This is a genomic window from Sphingomonas sp. P3_C5 (assembly GCF_056402635.1).
The window spans coordinates 39,010-56,962 of record NZ_JBFUHA010000007.1; the positions used below are offsets into that span (position 1 = coordinate 39,010).

Consider the following 17,953-nt stretch of genomic DNA (forward strand, 5'->3'; position numbering starts at 1 on the left):
CTACTCCCTGGGTGTCTGGCCGAAGCTGCCGCAGAAATCCGCGACGGTGGAAACCCAACCGAAGAATTTCTCGACATTATAGACGGTTGCCTGCTGCATCGCGTCAGGTCCGAGATGATGCGTCGCATCCTCCAGCATCACTCCGAAATATTCGAGGTGGAAGCCGTCGCGCAGCGTCGACTCGACACAGACATTGGTTGCGATGCCGACAAACACGATGGTGCGGATACCCCGCGCCCGAAGCGTGCTGTCGAGCTGCGAATTGAAAAAGGCGCTGTAGCGGGTCTTGTGCAGGCTGATATCGCCGGGCTGCGGCTTCAGCGCATCGACGAGATCATAATCCCAGCCGCCGCGTGCCAACAAGGTTCCGGCCAGCTCGGGCCGCTTGCGCATGGTCTTGAGGGCATTGGACTTGTGCCAGTTGGGCGACCCCGGCCCACCCGCCTCTACATAATCGGCATCCCAGCCATTCTGCAGGTAGATCACCTGCACGCCGGCCCGCCGCGCCGTATCCAGCACGGTTGCGATCTTGCCGATCGTACCCGCAGCGCCCGAAATGTCGAACCCGGCCTGATCGACATAGCCGCCGGGCGAGGCATAGGCATTCTGCATGTCGATCACGACGACCGCAGTCTCGCTTGGCGACAGGCGGAGCGGTTCGGGCCGCGCGGCGAGTGTCACCCCGTCCTCCGAACGCCCTACCCTGACCGTCGCGTCTTCGTCCAAATCGCCAAACCCCCATGAAACCAGCCATGTAATCTGGACCACTCAGCGACGACCCGCAAGGCGGGCCTGTTCTCCGGCCGCGCTTTGCGCCATGATAGCGCCGGGTCGCTTTCCAGCGAGGGAGCGCGCGCATCATGTTTACACCCCAGGGACTGGTCCTTCAGCTCGGCTATGCGCTGCTGATCGCGGCGCTGTTCGCGCGCACGCCGCAGCGAATGCGGCAGCTGATCGCGGCCTCGGCGATCGTCCTGCTGTTGCGGGCGACCTTGCTGGTCAGCGATCCCGCGACGATCAGCTGGATGGGCCTGCTCCTGGCAATCTGGCTGGTGATGCTGTGGGGCGACCGCACGCACGAGGGCAAAATCCGCTTCACCGACGATGAGGAGGCGATGCGCACCGGCTTTCTGAGCGCGCTTCCGCGCAGCGCAGCCCGTCAGTTCATCGATCAGGGCCTGTGGCTGAGCGGCACCGCTGGCGAGGTGCTGACCCAAGAGGGCGAACCCGTCGGCAATCTCTATTATCTGCTCAGCGGCGATGCCGAGGCGACGAGCCAGGGGCGACAGGTCGGCACGTGCCGCGCGGGTGATCTGATCGGCGAGGCGACCATCCTCTCGGGCGACGCGGCCACCGCGACCGTGACGCTGAACGGGCCCGCCACCTTCTGGTGCGCATCGACCACTGCCTTGCGTCGCTTCCTCGACGACCATGACGGGCTGCGGATCGCGATCGAGCGAAGCCTCGCCAGCGCGGTGAAGGACAAATTGCGCGCCGCAAACCGGACGATCGCAGGTGGCTGATCGCGGAAGAGAAGCGGGTTACCGGCTGAACCGCGCAGCCAGTTCCACATGCGTCGACCAACGGAACTGCCCAACCGGCTGCACCCACTCAAGAGCATAGCCACCCTTGCACATAATCTCCGCATCTCGCGCAAAGCTACTGGGATTACACGAAACATAAGCAATCGCCGGCACCTTGGCGTCAGCCAGCTGCTCGACCTGCTCACGAGCTCCGGCACGCGGGGGATCAAGCACCACGGCATCGAACCGATCGCATTCGGCTGTGGTCAGCGGCCGGCGGAACAGGTCGCGATGCTCGGTGAAAACCGGGCGCTGTACCGTCGCGGCCGCCGCCTTGAGCGACATTATGGCGTCACGCGCCGCCTCGCCGGCATAGACCCGGCCGGGCAAAGCCAGCGCGAAGGTGCCGAGCCCGGCGAACAGATCAGCGATCGTGCCCGCCTGTCCCACCGCTTCACGCACAGCCGCGATCAGCGCCGCCTCGCCCTCACGCGTCGCCTGGAGGAAGCTGCCATGCGGCATCGGCACCGGCACGCCGCCAAGCGTGATGGTGACCGGCTCGGGCTCCCAGCGCGTCTCAGGCCCAAGCCCATTGTCGATCGCAAAGCGCGCAACACCGTGGCGCTGGCAGAAAGCAGTGATCGCCTCGGCCGCGGCCAGCCCCTCGGCCTCGATCCCCTCGATCAGCAGGTCGATCCCCTGATCGGCCTCGGTGAGATGCAACCGCGCCCGGCGATTACCCTTGAGAAACCGCGCCAGCAGCCCGCGCAGTGGCGCCACCAGCGCGAACAAAGCCGGCGTCAGGATCCAGCATTCCTGGATATCGACCAGATTATGGCTCGAGCCCTCGCTGAAGCCGATCCGGATCTTCCCGCCCTTGCTCTCCGCCTGCAGCGCGGCCCGGCGCCGGGTGCGCGGCGGCGACAGCGCAGGTGGACGGATCTCGGCGCTCAGCCCCTGTGCGCCGAGTGCACCGCTGATCCGATCCGTGATGAAGCCGGCATAGCTCTCGTCATCGAGATGCTGCAGCTGGCACCCGCCACAAACGGGAAAGTGACGGCACGGCGGCATCTGGTGATGCGGGCCGGGGATGACCTGCCCTTCGGCGGTTAATGCGTCCCCAGGCGCCGCCAGCGCAGCGTGGCGGCCGTTGGCGGTGATGCCATCACCCCGAGCGGCGACGCGGATGATCGTGTCGGTCACAGCGTAGCTCGAACCGCGGTGAGCGCTTCAGCAAGATCGTCGGCGGTGAACGCGGCACCGAGCCGACGCGCGGCCTGTGCGTGAAGCCAGACGCCGGCACAGGCGTCCTCGAAGGGAGGCTCGATCGGAGTGGCGAGCACAGCGCCGATCGCGCCTGCAAGCACATCGCCTGTGCCAGCGGTAGAAAGCCAGGGGTTGGCGTCCTGCGCGACCCGGACAAGGCCCGTCGGCGAAGCAATCACGGTATCGGCACCCTTGAATACGATCGTCGCCCCGGCCCGCGCAGCTGCGGCGCGAGTACGATCGATCTTGCTGCCTGAGCCCCTGCCGAACAGCGCGTCGAACTCGCCCGCATGTGGCGTCATGATCACGGCGGCGTCGCGGTCACGGACCAGTGCCAGGCGCCGGTCGTCAAGCAGATGAAGCGCATCGCCGTCGATGACCAGCTGGCAGGCCGATGCAAGCGCATGGTCGAGCCGGGCTTCTGCCTCGGTGTCGCGGCCGAGGCCGGGGCCGATGACCACCGCGCCGATCCTTTTGTCGTTCAGCGCATCGGGGGCGAACGGCCGGCGAACCACGGCATGCGGCGCCTGAGCGCTCGCTTCGGTGAAGAGCAACACATAGCCGGCGCCGGAACGCAGGGCCGCCTGTGCCGCCAGTTCGGCCGCGCCCGGCATTGCGCCGCCAATGATCGCCACCATGCCACGGCTGTATTTGTGCGATTCCGAGCTGACACAGGGAACGAAAGGTCTGCCGAGGGTGTAAGCGTTGCTCTGCACCGGCACACCGATATCGAGGATGCGGACCGTTCCGCAGAGGTCGGCAGCCGGCTGCAGCAGATGCGCCGGCTTGGCCGCCCCGAGTGCAAGCGTCAGGTCGAAGGCCGGCACGTCCGAGAGGCACGCCCCGTCATCAGTCCCGACCCCGCTCGGCAGATCGACCGCTATGGCGAGCCTCGCACGATAGCTGAGATAGTCGAGACAGCGGGTAATCTCCGGATCGAGCGGGCGCGACAGGCCGGTCCCGAACAGTGCATCGACCAGAACGGGTGATGGCGTGGCGTCGGCGAGCGTCTCAACCGGCCCGGTCCAGCGCGAGGCAGCGTCTTTCGCTGCGACGCTCTTCGGCGGCCCGCTGGCGGCAACGCGGACCGGGAGCCCGGCTTCGGCAAGCGCCGTTGCCGCGACATAACCGTCGCCGCCATTATTGCCCGGGCCGCACAGGATCAGGACGGGAGCACCCGCTGCGAGCCTGTAAACCACCTTCGCCACTTCACGGCCAGCGCAGGCCATCAGGCTCTCCACGGTCGCGCCCTGTTCGATCGCCGCTGCTTCGGCCGCGCGCATCTCCGCAGCGGTCAGGATAGGCTTCCAGGCGAGTGGCGTCATGATCCAGGCGACGTCTTGCCGCGCACCGTCGCCGGTAACCGGTAACGGTCACCACCAAGCGCGACTTCGATGCTGTCGTTGCCGAGGATCGTCACCACGGCTTTCTCAGCCCCGTCAGCGGCGATTACGCCGCGGCCATCCCTCGTCACCAGCAGGCGGTGGAAGGCGCCGTCCGGGTGGCGCAGGGTCAGGATCAGGCCGTCGGCGCCCTGTTCGCGCTCCACGGTGCACACCCGGGCGAAATCCGACGAGCCCTGATGGGCGCAGATGATGTTGTCGCCGCTCTCGGCAGCGGCGCGCTGCTCCGCCTCGACATTGGCGAGGGTAGCATGATCCGTCTTCGCCTCACCGCAGGCAGCAAGCAGGAAGAGGAGCGATGCAGCGGCGGGCCGGACCAATCTGCCACTGCCTGACTGATACCTTGATTCAACCGGTAACGGCGCCGTGCCAGGGTGGCATCGGACGCGGCGCATCTCGGGCATCGTCCGGCTCTTTCTCAGCGTCGAAATCATATCGGACACGCCTGGCTGTTCTTGCCTGGAACAGCCAGCGATGCTGGCTGATACCTGGCTGTTATGCTGGCTGTTAGCTGGCTGTTATTTCCAACACCGGATTTGCCATAATCCACTGAGAAATAACGAAATAGTCCTCGGAGAGTTGGAATTAACAGCCAGCAAAAAAATAAACCCGGAAAAACAGCCAGGAACAGCCAGCCATTGGCCAGATGCGGGGTCGCCCTAGATATCCGCGTAGACATGGGTTTCGGCCGCTGCTCCGGGGTGCGTGACCGCGCCCTTATAGGCAGGACCGACATTCTGCGCATAGCGCCAGAGCACGCCCGACTGATAATCATTGCTGCGCGGCTGCCAGCGCGCGCGGCGCTCGGCCAGGACGTCCTCAGCCACATCGAGGTCGATCGTGCCGGCCTCGGCATCGATCCTGATGATGTCGCCATCCTCGACCAGGGCGATCGGGCCGCCCTCGGCCGCCTCGGGGCCGACATGGCCGATGCAGAAGCCGCGCGTCGCGCCGGAGAAGCGCCCATCGGTGATCAGCGCGACCTTCTCGCCCATGCCTAGGCCATAGAGCGCAGCTGTGGTCGAGAGCATCTCACGCATGCCGGGTCCTCCCTTGGGCCCTTCATAACGGATGATGATCACCTCGCCCTCGTTGATCGAACGCGCCTCGACAGCGGCGAAGGTGTCCTCCTCGCAGTCGAATACCCGTGCCGGGCCTGTGAACTGAAGCCGGTGCATGCCCGCGACCTTCACGATCGCTCCGTTGGGTGCGAGGCTGCCGCGCAGCCCGACCACGCCCCCCGTCGGCGACAAGGGAGTCTTGACGTCGTAGATGACCTTCTGGTCCGGGTTCCACGTCACCTGGTCGATATTCTCGCCCAGCGTCTTGCCGGTGACGGTCAGGCAATTGCCGTCAAGGAAGCCGCCCGCAAGCATGGTCTTCATCAGCATGTACACGCCGCCCGCCTCGTACATGTCTTTCGCCACATACTTACCGCCGGGTTTCAGGTCGGCGATATAAGGCGTTGATTTGAAAGCCTCAGCTACGTCGAACAGGTCGAAATCGATACCGGCCTCATGCGCCATCGCCGGCAGATGCAGCGCACCGTTGGTCGAGCCGCCGGTCGCCGCGACAACCCGCGCCGCATTGATGAAGGCCTGGCGGGTGCAGATGTCGCGTGGGCGGATGTTGAGGCCGATCAGCTCCATCACCTGAGCACCGGCGGCGACCGCGATCTGCTCGCGGGTGCTGTAAGGCGCCGGCACCATGTTGGAATTGGGCAGCGACAGGCCGATCGCCTCGCCGACGCACGCCATGGTGTTGGCGGTGAACTGGCCGCCGCACGCGCCGTGGCCCGGGCAGGCGACCTTTTCGAGCTCGGTCAGGTCGGCGAGCGGGCAATTGCCGGCGGCGTGCTGGCCCACCGCCTCGAACACGTCCACCACGGTGACGTCGCGCTCATGATAGCGCCCGGGCAGGATCGAGCCGCCATAGACGAAGATGCTCGGTACATTGAGGCGAAGCATCGCCATCATCATGCCCGGCAGCGATTTGTCGCAGCCGGCAAAGCCGACCAGCGCGTCATAGCAATGTCCGCGGACCGATAGCTCGACCGAGTCGGCAATCACTTCGCGGCTGACCAGCGAGGACTTCATCCCCTGATGGCCCATCGCGATCCCATCGGTCACGGTGATGGTGTTGAAGCGCCGCGGCATGCCGCCGCCCTGGATCACGCCGGCGCGGGCGGCATTGGCCTGCGCATCGAGCGTTGTGTTGCACGGCGCGCTGTCATTGCCCGCCGAGGCGAGCCCGACGAACGGCTTGGCGATATCCTCCTCGGCGATCCCCATCGCGTAATAATAGCTGCGGTGCGGGGCGCGCTCCGGGCCCACGGAAACGTGGCGGCTGGGGAGCTTCGATTTGTCGAATGTCTGAGTCATGGCGGCGCCCTATGTCGCGGAAGGGCGCCCCGACGCAAGGATATTGCTGATTTCGGCGAGGACGGGCGCAAGAATATCAGCCCAGCGCTCGACGCCGGCATCGTCGCTGATCAGGTCGTTGCGGACCTCGATCGCGACGCTCGCTATATCATTGGCCTCGCCATGCCGGTTGAGCGTCGCGTTGAGCTGGCGGCCTGAATAAGGCTCGTTGTCGCCGGTCATCACGCCCGCTTCAGTCAACAGCCGGATCGAGCGATCGGCGGCGCGGCGGTCCTGGTTCGAAAGGATGCCGATTTGCCAGGGGCGCTCCCCTGACCCGCCGCTCTCAAGTTCGGGCGTGAAGCTGTGGATCGAGGCAAGCAGGATCGGCCGGTGCGTTTCGATCAGGGCGGCAAGGGCGTCGTGATACGGATCATGGAAACGCCCGATGCGATCGACGCGGTCAGCAGTTTCGTTGCCGGGGATCGCATAGCCGTCGCTCGCCAGCGGGATCAGCGCGGGATGGTCGGGCTCGCGGTGCAGGTCGATGACGAGCCGCGAGACGGTGGCAAGGATCGCGGGCGCGTTCAGCCGCGCGGCCAGTCGCTCGGTGAGCGGCCCGGCGCCGATATCGAGGGCGATATGTTTGTCGAGCAGCGCCGGATCGACGCCGAGGTCGATATCGCCCGGCACCGCGTTGGATGCGTGATCGCAGATCAACAAGATGCCGCCGGGCGGGCCGGGCAGGATCAGCGGCGCGCTCATTGGCTGGCGCCAACAAAAAGGACGGCGGACTCGCGCCCGCCGCCCTCATGGGGAGATGACGCCCGGGGCGACCGGGGATCATCAGCGGGCGCGGCAGCCTGAGCGCCGGACCCGTTCGGACAATGCTCAGCAAGAGCGGTGCCAAGCGGGCCACAGAAGGCTGGGCGCAGCGAGTGAAAGCGGGGCTGTCCCATATCGGGGCAGAAAAGCGTCACGCGAGTGTCGATTCGAGACACCACCAGCCGGGCTGGGCGCGGCGGACGGTCTCGGCGGCGGCGCTGCGATCATCGGGGTGCTCGTAAAGCGCGAAGCAGGTCGCGCCCGAACCGGACATGCGCACCAGCCTGGTGCCCTTCGTCCCGCCGAGCAGCGCCAGCGCCTCGCCGATCACCGGCGCGATAGAATGGGCGGGTGCCTCAAGATCATTGCGCCCGAGCAGCGCGCGCTCGAGCAGATCGCCCTCCCCGACTGGCCCCCGATCCACGCGGTCCCAGGCGGCGAACACAGCCCCGGTCGAAACCGCCACGCCCGGATTGACGAGCAGCACCGGCATGTCCGTCAGGCCCTCGAGCGGCTCGAGCTGCTCGCCCCTGCCCCGCCCCAGAGCGCTCTGCCCCAGCAGGCAGGCCGGTACATCGGACCCGAGCGCATCGGCACAGTCGAAAAGCCGCGGATCCTCGCTCGCTATTCCGTGGCGCCGGGCCAGCGCGCGCAAGGCCGCCGCCGCGTCCGCCGATCCGCCGCCGATGCCGGAGGCGACCGGCAGGTTCTTGACGAGAGTGAACGCCCCCTCGTTCGCTACGCCGAAGGCAGCCGCAAACCCCGCAGCGGCGCGGGTGACGAGATTATCGCCCTCGGCCGACAAGATCGGACCAAACGGCCCCTCGATCGCAAACGAAGCCGGCCCGGGCGCCAGTCGCAACTCGTCCCCGTCACGCAGAAAGGCGAACAGCGTCTCAATCTCATGATAACCGTCATCGCGCCGTGCACGGACGTGCAGCGCGAGGTTTATCTTCGCGGGTGCCCTCTCGACGATCACGGCGTCGCGCGCATCCCGTTGGCGATCTTGCCGGAAAGCCGCGCGTTGTCGTCGGCATCGGCGACGATCGCAGCCGCACGCCAGGCATAGCGCGCCTCATAACGCCGGCCGAGCGACCAGAGTGCGTCGCCGAGATGCTCGTGGATCGTCGCATTGCCCGGCTCGCCCTGCGCGGCGCGCTCAAACAGGGGCAGCGCCTTGGCCGCATCGCCATTCCGAAAATAGGCCCAGGCAAGCGAATCGGTGATCGATGGCTGGTCCGGCTGAAGCGTGCTGGCGCGTTCGAGCATCGCGAGCGAGCCGGCGACGTCCTCGCCATGTTCGATGCGGGCATAGCCGAGATAGTTGAGCGCAACCGCCGCGTTCGGCTCCATCGCAACCGCCTTTTCGAGCGCGGCGCGCGCCTCCGGCCAGTGCCCCGCCTGGTCGAGCGCACCGCCGAGCTGAAGATAGAGCGTCCAGGGCGCCTGCGCGCCCGCGCGCACGATGGCAGTCCGATAGGCCTTTGCCGCCTCGTCGAAACGATCATTGGCCACCAGCAAGGCGCCAAGCCGGGTCGCATCCTCGCTGGTCGCATCCTTCCGAGCCGAAAGCGGCGTCGCGGCCGCCAGCGCTTCGCTCTTTCGTCCAGCGTCAGTCAGGATCGCGATCCGCAACTCGAGCGCGGCCTGATGAAACGGACTCGCCTCGGCGATCTCGGCCAGGGTCGTTAACGCCCGCTCGGTGACGCCGCCGCGCGCGAGTGTCTGTGCCAGCAATATGCGGGCGCGATCATCGCCCGGGTCCAGTCTGAGCGCTGCCCGGCTGAGCGATATGGTGAGCGGAGTCGGGTCGCCCTGGGCGAGATCCGAAGCCAGCCGCGTGAACAGCCGCGACGCACCGAACGCGGCGGAAGGCTGAACACCAGCGCCCAGCGACCCACGCAGCGCCACGATCGTCGGGTCGTTGCCGACCAGAAGCTTGCGCGCGACATCGCCTTTGCCCTTGGCAGCGAGCAACTGTGCCGCATTGACCCGCAGATCGAGACTCGCCTGATCGGGACCGAGCAGCGCCTGCAGCCCCAGAACGCCCTCGTCGGTCTTGCCGGCAGCGATTTGCAGCAAGGCGCGGTTCTCGGCGATGTAGCGGCGTGCGACGGCATTGCTCCGCGCTGTGTCGAGCTGAGCCAACGGGTCGCCGCCGGCGTCATAAGTCTGCCATGCGGCCAGCAGGCCCGCGACGAAGTCGAACGGTCCGGCAGCAATCTGTGCGAGCTGCGCCTTGGTCGACGGGGCATCCCCGGCACGAAGCGCCCGCGCATATCCGAGCACAGCCACATCGGGCGGCGCCGGATCGCCGGCCCGCTCCATCGCAAGGATTGCGCGATCGACCAGCGCGTCGTCGCCGGCTTCAAGCGCCTCGCGATAGGTGCGGCGCGCAATCGCGCCATTGCTCGGTGACCCTGCCAGCGCAGTGGCATAGGCGGCGGCCGCCAGCTCCACTCTGCCGTCGCCATCGGCGGCACGCGCGCGGGCATAAGCGGCGAGATCGTCGGTCCCGCGGTCAGCCCAGGCCGGCGTCGCGGTCACAAGCGTTACCGCCAGAGCCGGTGCAATGACGGCCCAAATGACCAGGGGGCGATCACATGTTCGGATAATTCGGCCCTCCGCCGCCTTCAGGGACCACCCAGTTGATGTTCTGGGTCGGGTCCTTGATGTCGCAGGTCTTGCAGTGGACGCAGTTCTGCGCGTTGATCACGAACTTCGGATTGCCTTCTTCCTCGCCGACGATCTCGTAAACGCCCGCCGGGCAATAACGCTGCGCCGGCTCGTCATACATCGGCAGATCATAGTCGACCGGGATGTTGGGATCTTTGAGTGTGAGGTGGACCGGCTGATCCTCCTCGTGGTTGGTGTTGGACAGGAACACCGAGGACAGCCGGTCGAAGGTCAGCACGCCATCGGGCTTCGGGTACTCGATCTTCTTCACCTGGTCCTTACGCCACAGACTCTCATTGTCCGGATGATGCTTCATGGTGAAGGGAAGCTTCAGCCCGAGATATTCGAGCCACATGGAGATGCCGGCAAGCACGGTACCGAGCTGGTCGCCGAACCGCTCCACCAGCGGCAGCACATTGCGGACGATCGAGAGCTCCTTCTTGACCCAGCTCTTCTCGAAGGCGTCCGGATAGGCGCTCAGCTCATCCTGCTCGCGGCCCGCCTGAACGGCTTCGAACGCAGCATCCGCCGCCATCATCCCGCTCTTCATCGCGGTATGGCTGCCCTTGATCCGCGGCACGTTGAGGAAGCCGGCGGAATCGCCGATCAGCGCCCCGCCCGGAACCACCAGCTTGGGAAGCGACTGCAGTCCGCCATCGCTGATCGCGCGTGCGCCGTACGAGACGCGCTTGCCGCCTTCGAGCATCGCGGCGATCGCCGGATGGGTCTTCCAGCGCTGCATCTCCTGGAAGGGCGACAGATAGGGATTGGAATAGTTGAGCCAGGTGACGAAGCCGATCGCGACCTGCCCGTTCGCCTGGTGATAGAAGAAGCCCCCGCCATTCGCCCCGTCGCTGAGCGGCCAGCCCTGGGTGTGGATCACCTTGCCGGGCACATGGTGCTCGGGCTTGATGTCCCACAATTCCTTGACGCCGAGCCCGTAGACCTGGGGCTCCGCATCCTTGGCGAGATCGAAGATGCGGATCAGTTCCTTCGAGAGATGGCCGCGCACCCCCTCGCCGAAAAACGTGTATTTGGCATGGAGCTCGAGGCCCGGCGTATAATCGGGCTTGTGAGTGCCGTCGCGCGCGACACCCATGTCGCCCGTCGCGACGCCCTTCACCGACCCGTCGTCGTTGAACAGGATTTCGGCGGCCGCGAAGCCCGGGAATATCTCGACCCCGAGCTCCTCGGCCTGACCTGCGAGCCAGCGGCACAGATTGCCGAGGCTGCCGGTATAGGTGCCCTTGTTGTGCATGAACGGCGGCGTGATGAAGTGCGGCATGCCGAACTTGCTCTTCTTGCCGAGAATCCAGTGCTGGTTGTCAGTGACGGGTACCTCGGCCAGCGGGCAGCCCTTGTCGCGCCAGTCGGGGATCAGCTCGTCGAGCCCCTTGGGATCGACCACCGCACCCGACAGGATATGGGCGCCGACCTCGGAGCCCTTTTCGAGCACGCACACAGAGATCTCGGCGCCCTTTTCAGCCGCCAGCTGCTTGAGCCGGATCGCCGCGGACAGGCCGGCAGGGCCCGCGCCGACGATCACGACGTCATAGGGCATGGACTCACGTTCGCTCATCATCGTCTCCAATCGGGACTTAGCGGGCGCTCTCGTCGCGCCACAGCAACGTCCTGTCCATGCTGCGGTGCCAGCGAATTGACCGCGGCGTCAACATGTGAGTCTAACAGTAGCCATGGGGGCAGACCTAGACATAAGCTGGCAGACTGCAGCGGCAAGCGCGATCGACTGGTGGCGCGAGGCCGGCGTCGATGCGCTTGTCGATGAGGCGCCCCGCGACTGGCTGGCCGCCGTCGAACCGACGAAAACCGCGCCCCGCGCCACTGCCACGCTCGCTGCCGTAGCGGAAATCATCCCGCTGCCCGATACGCTCGCGGCGTTCGAGGCATGGCGTATCGGCCCTGATGCTCCGGAAGCGGGCTGGCCCGGCCGACCGATCGCGGCGCAGGGCTCGGCGGCCTCCGATATCATGGTCATGATCGACCTGCCCGAGCGCGAGGATGCCGATAGCGGCATTTTGATGAGCGGCGCGGCGGGGCGGTTGTTCGATCGTATGCTCGCCGCGATCGGGCGGGATCGTGCATCGATCTACCTCGTGCCGGTCTGCGCTACGCGCCCGGTGGCGGGCCGGGTATCACCCGAGATCGAGGATCGGCTCAACGAGGTTGCGCGGCATCATGTCCTGCTAGCCCGGCCAAAACGGCTCTTGCTCCTCGGCAATGCGCCGAGCCGTGCGCTGCTCGGGGCCGATGCGACCCGGGCACGCGGTAGTTTACACGTGGTTAACCTGAATGGCGGCAAAGAGTCCGTAATGGGCAATGATGCTGCAACCCAGGCAGTCGCGAGTTTCCACCCGCGCTTCCTGCTCGAGCGGCCGGCCGCAAAGGCCGAAGCATGGAAAGATTTGCAGATGCTGATCGGAAGCCTGGAAATATCAGGGCCAGACAAATCGGGGACCGATACGTGACGCCGAAATTCATCCTTGCCTGCACCCTGGCGCTGGCGCCTTTCGCCGCCGCCCATGCCACAGAGGCTCCGCGCGCTGCCAACGCCACGCTCATCCCTCCGCAGCTCGATGCCGAGCAGCGCGCCGGATATCGCGGCGTCTTCCAGAGCATCCGCGACCAGAAATGGCAGGACGCCCAGCTCCAGCTCGATTCGATGAAGCCCGGCCCGCTCCACGCAATGGCGCGCGCCGAGATGCTGACCGCCAAGGGTTCGCCCAAGGCAGATCTCGATCCGCTGATGAAGTTGCTGAGCGAAGCCCCCGAACTTCCCCAGGCCCAGCAGATCGCGACCATGGCGAGCTCGCGCGGCGGGGTCGGCCTGCCGCCTTTGCCCGAGGCGCGGCGGCTCAGCTGGATCGACGGCGCCCCTGCCCGTTCACGCGCGAAAAGCATCCCCACAGACATGTCGACCGCCGAGCTGGCGATCCGCATGCAGCCCTTCATCAAGGCCGATGACGGCCCGAGCGCCCAGGCACTGCTCGAGTCCACACCCGGCCTGTCCACTGACGCGCTGACTCAGTGGCAGCAGAAAGTCTCCTGGATCTATTTCCTACAGGGCGACGACAATAACGCTCGGGCGATGGCGGCCAAGGCGTCGACCGGGTTCGGCGACTGGGCGGTCCAGGGTGACTGGGTTGGCGCACTCGCGGCATGGCGTCAGCATGATTGCAACGCAGCCGCCCGCGGCTTCCAGACGGTGGCGGCACGTGCGACCGATATCGAGCTGCGCGCGGCGGGCCTGTTCTGGGCGTCACGCGCCGATATGCAGTGCGGCCGATTCGATCTTGTCGAAGGCCGGCTGAAGAACGCAGCGCAGTATCGCGAGACCTTTTACGGCCTGCTCGCACGCCAGACGCTCAACATTCAGGATCCGCCGACCCGGGCCAGCGACAGCGTGATGGCCGGCGACTGGCAGACGCTCGCGCGCCGCCCGAATATCCGCGTCGCCGCAGCGCTGGTCGAGATCGGCGAGGCGACGCTCGCCGATGAAGTCATCAAGCAGCAGGCGCGGATCGGTGATCCTTCCGAATTTCCCTCGCTGGTGCGTTTCGCCTCTGCCCTCAGCCTGCCCGGCACGCTCGTCTGGCTGTCGCATAATGGCCCGGTCGGCGCGACCCCGCCGGTCGAGGCGCGCTATCCGGCGCCGAACTGGACGCCCGATGGCGGCTGGCGCGTCGACAAGGCGCTGGTATTCGCTCACACGCTCCAGGAATCGCGCTTCCGTACTGATGTGGTGAGCCCCGCCGGCGCTTACGGCCTGATGCAGGTCCGCCCCGGTGCCGCGACTGATATCGCGCGCAAACAGGGCCGCACCTTCGATCGTTCGGCGCTCAGCCGGCCCGGCACCAATATGGAAGTCGGCCAGAGCTATCTGGAGCAGCTGCGCGACCAGCCCTGCACGGGCGGACTGCTGCCCAAGGTGATTGCCGCCTATAACGCCGGCCCGGTCCCGGTCGAAGCGTGGAACGCCCAGGCCCGCGATGGCGGCGACCCGTTGCTCTATATCGAATCGATCCCCTTCTGGGAGACGCGCGGCTATGTAACGACCGTGCTGCGCAACTACTGGATGTATGAGGGCGAGACGGGCAAGACCGCCTCGCCGAGCCGTGCCGCGCTGGCCCAGGGCCTGTGGCCGCGCTTCCCGGGCATGCCAGGCGCGACCGCAGTGCGGTTGAGCTCGACCGTACCGAGCTATAGCGGTCAGCCGATCAGCAGCCAGAACGTCCAGGCACAGCCGGTATCGGTCGCCAGTGCCAATTGATGAGGACGCAGCGTTCCTGCCGGTCAGGATCGCAGTGCTCACCGTCTCGGACAGCCGCACGCTTGCCGATGATCGGTCGGGCGACACGCTGGTTGGCCGGTTGAGCGCTGCCGGCCATGTGCTTGCCGACCGCGCCATCGCAAAGGATGAGGTCGCCGCGATCGTCAGCCGGCTCCATGCCTGGATCGACGACCCGCAGATCGATTGCATCATTACCACCGGCGGCACCGGCGTTACGGGCCGTGACGTGACACCGGAAGCGATCGAGCGGATCCAGGACAAGCCGATTCCCGGTTTCGGCGAGCTGTTCCGCTGGCTCAGCTACCAGACGATCGGCACCTCCACCGTCCAGTCGCGCGCCTGCGCTTGTGTGACACGCGGCACCTATATCTTCGCGCTGCCGGGATCGACCGGCGCGGTGAAGGATGCCTGGGACGGCATCCTCAAGGATCAGCTCGACAGCCGCCATCGCCCCTGCAATTTCGTCGAATTGATGCCGCGGCTGATGGAACGATAGGCGCCTGCGCCGCGCGCTCGTAAGCCATAGTTAAATCTTGGATGCCATGATGCCCGCAGAGTTTTTTGTGAGGGCATTTTCCATGACAGCGCCGTTTTCCGATCTGGCCGCCGGCGTGAAAGCCAGGGCGACGATTACTGCCGAGGACACGCTGGAGATACGCCGCGCCGTCTGGCCTGACGGCAAGATCGATCCGGCCGAGGCCGAGGCGATCTTCGACGTCAATGCCAGCGTCAAAGGATCGGCCCGGGATTGGGTGGACTTCTTCGCCCAGGCGATCAGCACCTATGTGGTCTGGCAGCAGTCTCCGGTCGGCTATGTCGACGACGCCAAGGCCGACTGGCTGATGGCCAAGATCGATGCCGACGGCCGCGTCGATTCGCTCGGCGAGCTCGAATTGCTGGTCAAGATCCTCGAAGATGCGACCAATATACCTGATGCACTGAAGGACTATGCGCTGCGGCAGGTCGAGCAGATCGTGCTGACAGGCACCGGCCCGACGCGCGATGGCGGATCGCTCGACTCCGGCTCGATCAACGCGACCGAGGCAAATCTGCTGCGTCGGATGCTGTTCGCCCAGGCAAGCGACGGTCCGGCATCGATCAGCCGCGCCGAAGCCAGGATGCTGTTCCGGATCAAGGACGCGACGATCAGCGGCGACAACGCACCCGAATGGAAGACCCTGTTCGTCCAGGCGATCGGCAATCACCTGATGGCGCACAATCTTTACCATCCGCTCGCCCGCGAACGGGCAGCGCGCCTCGAAGCCTTTATGAACGACACCCGTTCAAGCCCCGGCGCTTTCCTTGGCCGGATGTTCAGCTCGAATCCGGCGCGGGGCTTTGCCGATGCGTTCGCCAAGCCCAAAGTGGTTGATCAGGACGCGGCCATCGCGGCGGATCGGGCGATCGACCCAAGCGAGGAGGCCTGGCTGAAGGCCGAGATCAATGCCGATGGGAAGCTCGACCCGCTCGAAGAGGCATTGCTCGCCTTTCTGGCTGAGGAAAGCGGCACGGCGATCAAGCCCTGACCGTTGCTGACGCGCTAGGTTTCACGCGCAACGGACGCGGAGACGAGGAACCGGACGGCGAACAGATTGACCGCGACGACGACCGCCGCGCCCAACAGAGTCGCAATCAGGCGGTCGATGAGTACCGCGCCACCGATCGGCGTGCCCAGATCCATCACCAGTAGGACCAGCGGCGTCATCACCGCTGAGTATGCGAGGTAATTGCGCGCCCGAAGCCAGGGCCGCAACGTCGCGAGCAGACAGACCAATGCCGCTATCGCGAACGGGGAGCGGAGTTCGACCAGCACGAGGCCAGTCAGCGCGACACCGACGACCACCCCCAGGGCGCGCTGGGTCGTCCTTACCGGTATCGCTTCAGGCTGCCGCTCGACCAGCAACACAGTTGTTACCAACACCCAGCTGAAATGCTGATCCGGCCAGAGATGCCGGATGATGCTCGACAGCCCAAGCGCGAGTGCGAGCCGGATCGGATATTGCCATCCCTCAGCGGTGCGCAGCACTCGCTTCAGCCGCGAGACGCGTTGCCTTCGGGTTGGGTTTCGCGCCGTGACTGCTTCAGCTACCGACGCGGGCACTTTGGCCGGACGCAGCGTTACCCGAATGATCGCGCCCCAGATCGCGCCGAGGCCGAGTAACAGAGCGACGCCGCCCGGACTGCCGCCGGGCTGGCTCGCAATGCTCATGCTCATCACCAGGAAGATGATGAACCGCATCGTCACCACCGCGAAGGGGCGGCTATATCCGCTTATCGCCGCGAGCATCGCGACGAGCGCAATCGCCACCGTATCGCCCCAGTTCCAGCGGGCGCACAAGGAGGCGATCGGCGGGGCCAGGCCCACGAATAGGGCTGAGGCGAAAATACCGCTCGGCGAGCGAGACCCCGCCCCATGCGCGACGCCTTTTTCAGCGGATTCAGGCCCGCCGAACAGCATCGCACCCATCGCGACCGCGAAGCCCATCGGAGCCTTACCGAGCAACAGACCGGCCGCTGCGGGCACTGCGACGCCAAGCGCGGCACCGACGACCGCGCGCCAGCCAACTGGCTCGTGCGCCGTCCAACCCAGCATTTCCGTCACATGCCGGTTACGAAACATCCTGCCTGCCACGCTGCGTTCCTGCCACAAGCATGCCGGCGCAGCGAGGTCCTTCAGGTCTTACGTTATTTGCCGCGCTTCTCTTCGAGGAACTTCTCGAGATCCCCCTCCATCGACGCGAACCAGTCGATATAGTCCTTGAAATTATCCAAGGTCATATTCCCAAGCGTCGAGACAGACAGATACTCCGAAAGATCGCCATCCTTGTCGATCGCCACCTTCAGGAATCGCTTCGAGGCATTCCACTCATTGGCGAGGGCGGTCGAGAAGAAGGCTTCCTTCTTGTCCCAGCTGTAGAAGTCGATGGACGTGCATCCCTTGTCGTTGGTGCAGCCGTAGAAGTCGATGTTGAAACTATTCCCGTTCACGCCGCTGACAATATAGGAAGTGCCATCCTTCCCCATCTTGATCTCAGCCTTGTATCCCGCGTCCCTCAGCAGCGCAGCGACGCCCTGGACGCTGCTGACATCGACCACCTGGTCAGCCGCCATAGCGCTAGCCGGAAGTGTCAGCGCCGCGACGAATGCCAATGCCCGAACCCACATATGCCCTCTCCCCTGATAGAACCGATCCGGACTTTAAGCGTCGGCGCCACCCGCGCAATAGCGGTCAGCTTTGTTCAGCATCGACCTGCACCACACCAAGCTCATGCCCGGCCGGATCGCGGAAATGGAATCGCCGGCCGCCCGGAAAGGCGAAGATCCCCAGCGTGATCTCACCGCCCGCCTCCGTCACGCTCGCCTCGGCGGCTTCGAGATCATCGACTTCGATCGCCGGCAGCAACAGGGCCGTCATATGGGCCGGATCGCCGTTGAGGCCGATATCGGTGTCTCCGGTCATCGTCGCTGCATAGTCCGCGCCGAAATCCGTGAAGCTCCAGCCAAAGGCCGAGCTGTAGAACGCCTTGATCGCCGGCACATCGCGGACCGGCAGTTCGAGATAATTCAAGCGCGCCATAAATGCCTCCATTG

General features: G+C 65.7%; 17 protein-coding genes. 5 read left to right on the forward strand and 12 right to left on the reverse strand.

What is annotated here, in order from left to right; all coding sequences use genetic code 11:
* Entirely contained in the window at positions 1-726 is a 726-nt protein-coding gene (gene rutB, locus AC1DVS_RS17475) for a pyrimidine utilization protein B (RefSeq protein ID WP_478025161.1), read from the reverse strand.
* 134 nt (positions 727-860) lie between these two features.
* Here rutB and AC1DVS_RS17480 point away from each other — a divergent pair, with 134 nt between their 5' ends.
* Entirely contained in the window at positions 861-1,523 is a 663-nt protein-coding gene (locus tag AC1DVS_RS17480; protein WP_478025163.1) for a cyclic nucleotide-binding domain-containing protein, read from the forward strand.
* An 18-nt stretch (positions 1,524-1,541) separates the two neighbouring features.
* On the opposite strand, the gene AC1DVS_RS17485 is transcribed toward AC1DVS_RS17480, so the two are convergent.
* The 8 genes from AC1DVS_RS17485 to AC1DVS_RS17520 form a co-directional block, all read right to left on the reverse strand.
* A complete protein-coding gene (locus AC1DVS_RS17485; protein WP_478025165.1) occupies positions 1,542-2,726 on the reverse strand; it encodes a class I SAM-dependent RNA methyltransferase in 1,185 nt (394 codons plus the stop codon).
* Positions 2,723-4,114, reverse strand: coding sequence for an NAD(P)H-hydrate dehydratase (locus AC1DVS_RS17490; protein ID WP_478025167.1), 1,392 nt, complete (start codon positions 4,112-4,114; stop codon positions 2,723-2,725). Before AC1DVS_RS17490 ends, AC1DVS_RS17485 begins: the two co-directional genes overlap by 4 nt.
* The gene (locus AC1DVS_RS17495) at positions 4,111-4,512 is read right to left on the reverse strand and encodes a hypothetical protein (protein ID WP_478025169.1); all 402 of its coding nucleotides are present in this window, start codon (positions 4,510-4,512) and stop codon (positions 4,111-4,113) included. The genes AC1DVS_RS17490 and AC1DVS_RS17495 overlap by 4 nt, the downstream gene beginning before the upstream one ends.
* A 339-nt stretch (positions 4,513-4,851) precedes the next feature.
* Entirely contained in the window at positions 4,852-6,573 is a 1,722-nt protein-coding gene (gene ilvD / locus AC1DVS_RS17500; RefSeq protein ID WP_478025170.1) for a dihydroxy-acid dehydratase, read from the reverse strand.
* A 9-nt stretch (positions 6,574-6,582) separates the two neighbouring features.
* The gene (locus AC1DVS_RS17505) at positions 6,583-7,317 is read right to left on the reverse strand and encodes an N-formylglutamate amidohydrolase (RefSeq protein ID WP_478025172.1); all 735 of its coding nucleotides are present in this window, start codon (positions 7,315-7,317) and stop codon (positions 6,583-6,585) included.
* Between the two features lie 211 nt (positions 7,318-7,528).
* Positions 7,529-8,356 (reverse strand): 4-(cytidine 5'-diphospho)-2-C-methyl-D-erythritol kinase, encoded by an 828-nt coding sequence (locus AC1DVS_RS17510; RefSeq protein ID WP_478025174.1) that lies wholly within the window; start codon positions 8,354-8,356, stop codon positions 7,529-7,531.
* Positions 8,353-9,924, reverse strand: coding sequence for a tetratricopeptide repeat protein (locus tag AC1DVS_RS17515; protein ID WP_478025176.1), 1,572 nt, complete (start codon positions 9,922-9,924; stop codon positions 8,353-8,355). Before AC1DVS_RS17515 ends, AC1DVS_RS17510 begins: the two co-directional genes overlap by 4 nt.
* A 52-nt stretch (positions 9,925-9,976) precedes the next feature.
* Complete coding sequence (locus AC1DVS_RS17520; RefSeq protein WP_478025178.1) at positions 9,977-11,632, reverse strand: electron transfer flavoprotein-ubiquinone oxidoreductase; 1,656 nt, start codon at positions 11,630-11,632, stop codon at positions 9,977-9,979.
* A gap of 115 nt (positions 11,633-11,747) precedes the next feature.
* On the opposite strand from AC1DVS_RS17520, the gene AC1DVS_RS17525 reads away from it, so the two are divergent.
* The 4 genes from AC1DVS_RS17525 to AC1DVS_RS17540 all read left to right on the forward strand — a co-directional run bounded on the left by AC1DVS_RS17525 (position 11,748) and on the right by AC1DVS_RS17540 (position 15,888).
* Positions 11,748-12,539, forward strand: coding sequence for a uracil-DNA glycosylase (locus AC1DVS_RS17525; protein ID WP_478025180.1), 792 nt, complete (start codon positions 11,748-11,750; stop codon positions 12,537-12,539).
* Positions 12,536-14,341 carry a lytic transglycosylase domain-containing protein gene (locus tag AC1DVS_RS17530; RefSeq protein ID WP_478025182.1) on the forward strand — a complete coding sequence of 602 codons (1,806 nt, stop codon included), beginning with the start codon at positions 12,536-12,538 and terminating at the stop codon, positions 14,339-14,341. Before AC1DVS_RS17525 ends, AC1DVS_RS17530 begins: the two co-directional genes overlap by 4 nt.
* Positions 14,331-14,858: a molybdenum cofactor biosynthesis protein B gene (moaB, locus tag AC1DVS_RS17535; RefSeq protein WP_478025184.1), complete on the forward strand. Its 528-nt coding sequence runs from the start codon at positions 14,331-14,333 to the stop codon at positions 14,856-14,858. Before AC1DVS_RS17530 ends, moaB begins: the two co-directional genes overlap by 11 nt.
* Before the next feature lie 82 nt (positions 14,859-14,940).
* The gene (locus tag AC1DVS_RS17540) at positions 14,941-15,888 is read left to right on the forward strand and encodes a hypothetical protein (RefSeq protein WP_478025186.1); all 948 of its coding nucleotides are present in this window, start codon (positions 14,941-14,943) and stop codon (positions 15,886-15,888) included.
* Positions 15,889-15,902: 14 nt separating this feature from the next.
* On the opposite strand, the gene AC1DVS_RS17545 is transcribed toward AC1DVS_RS17540, so the two are convergent.
* From AC1DVS_RS17545 to AC1DVS_RS17555, 3 genes are all read right to left on the reverse strand, one after another.
* Complete coding sequence (locus tag AC1DVS_RS17545; RefSeq protein ID WP_478025188.1) at positions 15,903-16,994, reverse strand: FUSC family protein; 1,092 nt, start codon at positions 16,992-16,994, stop codon at positions 15,903-15,905.
* A gap of 53 nt (positions 16,995-17,047) precedes the next feature.
* Complete coding sequence (locus tag AC1DVS_RS17550; protein WP_478025190.1) at positions 17,048-17,527, reverse strand: YbjN domain-containing protein; 480 nt, start codon at positions 17,525-17,527, stop codon at positions 17,048-17,050.
* A gap of 64 nt (positions 17,528-17,591) precedes the next feature.
* Positions 17,592-17,939 carry a VOC family protein gene (locus AC1DVS_RS17555; protein ID WP_478025192.1) on the reverse strand — a complete coding sequence of 116 codons (348 nt, stop codon included), beginning with the start codon at positions 17,937-17,939 and terminating at the stop codon, positions 17,592-17,594.
* Between the last annotated feature and the right edge of the window lie 14 nt (positions 17,940-17,953).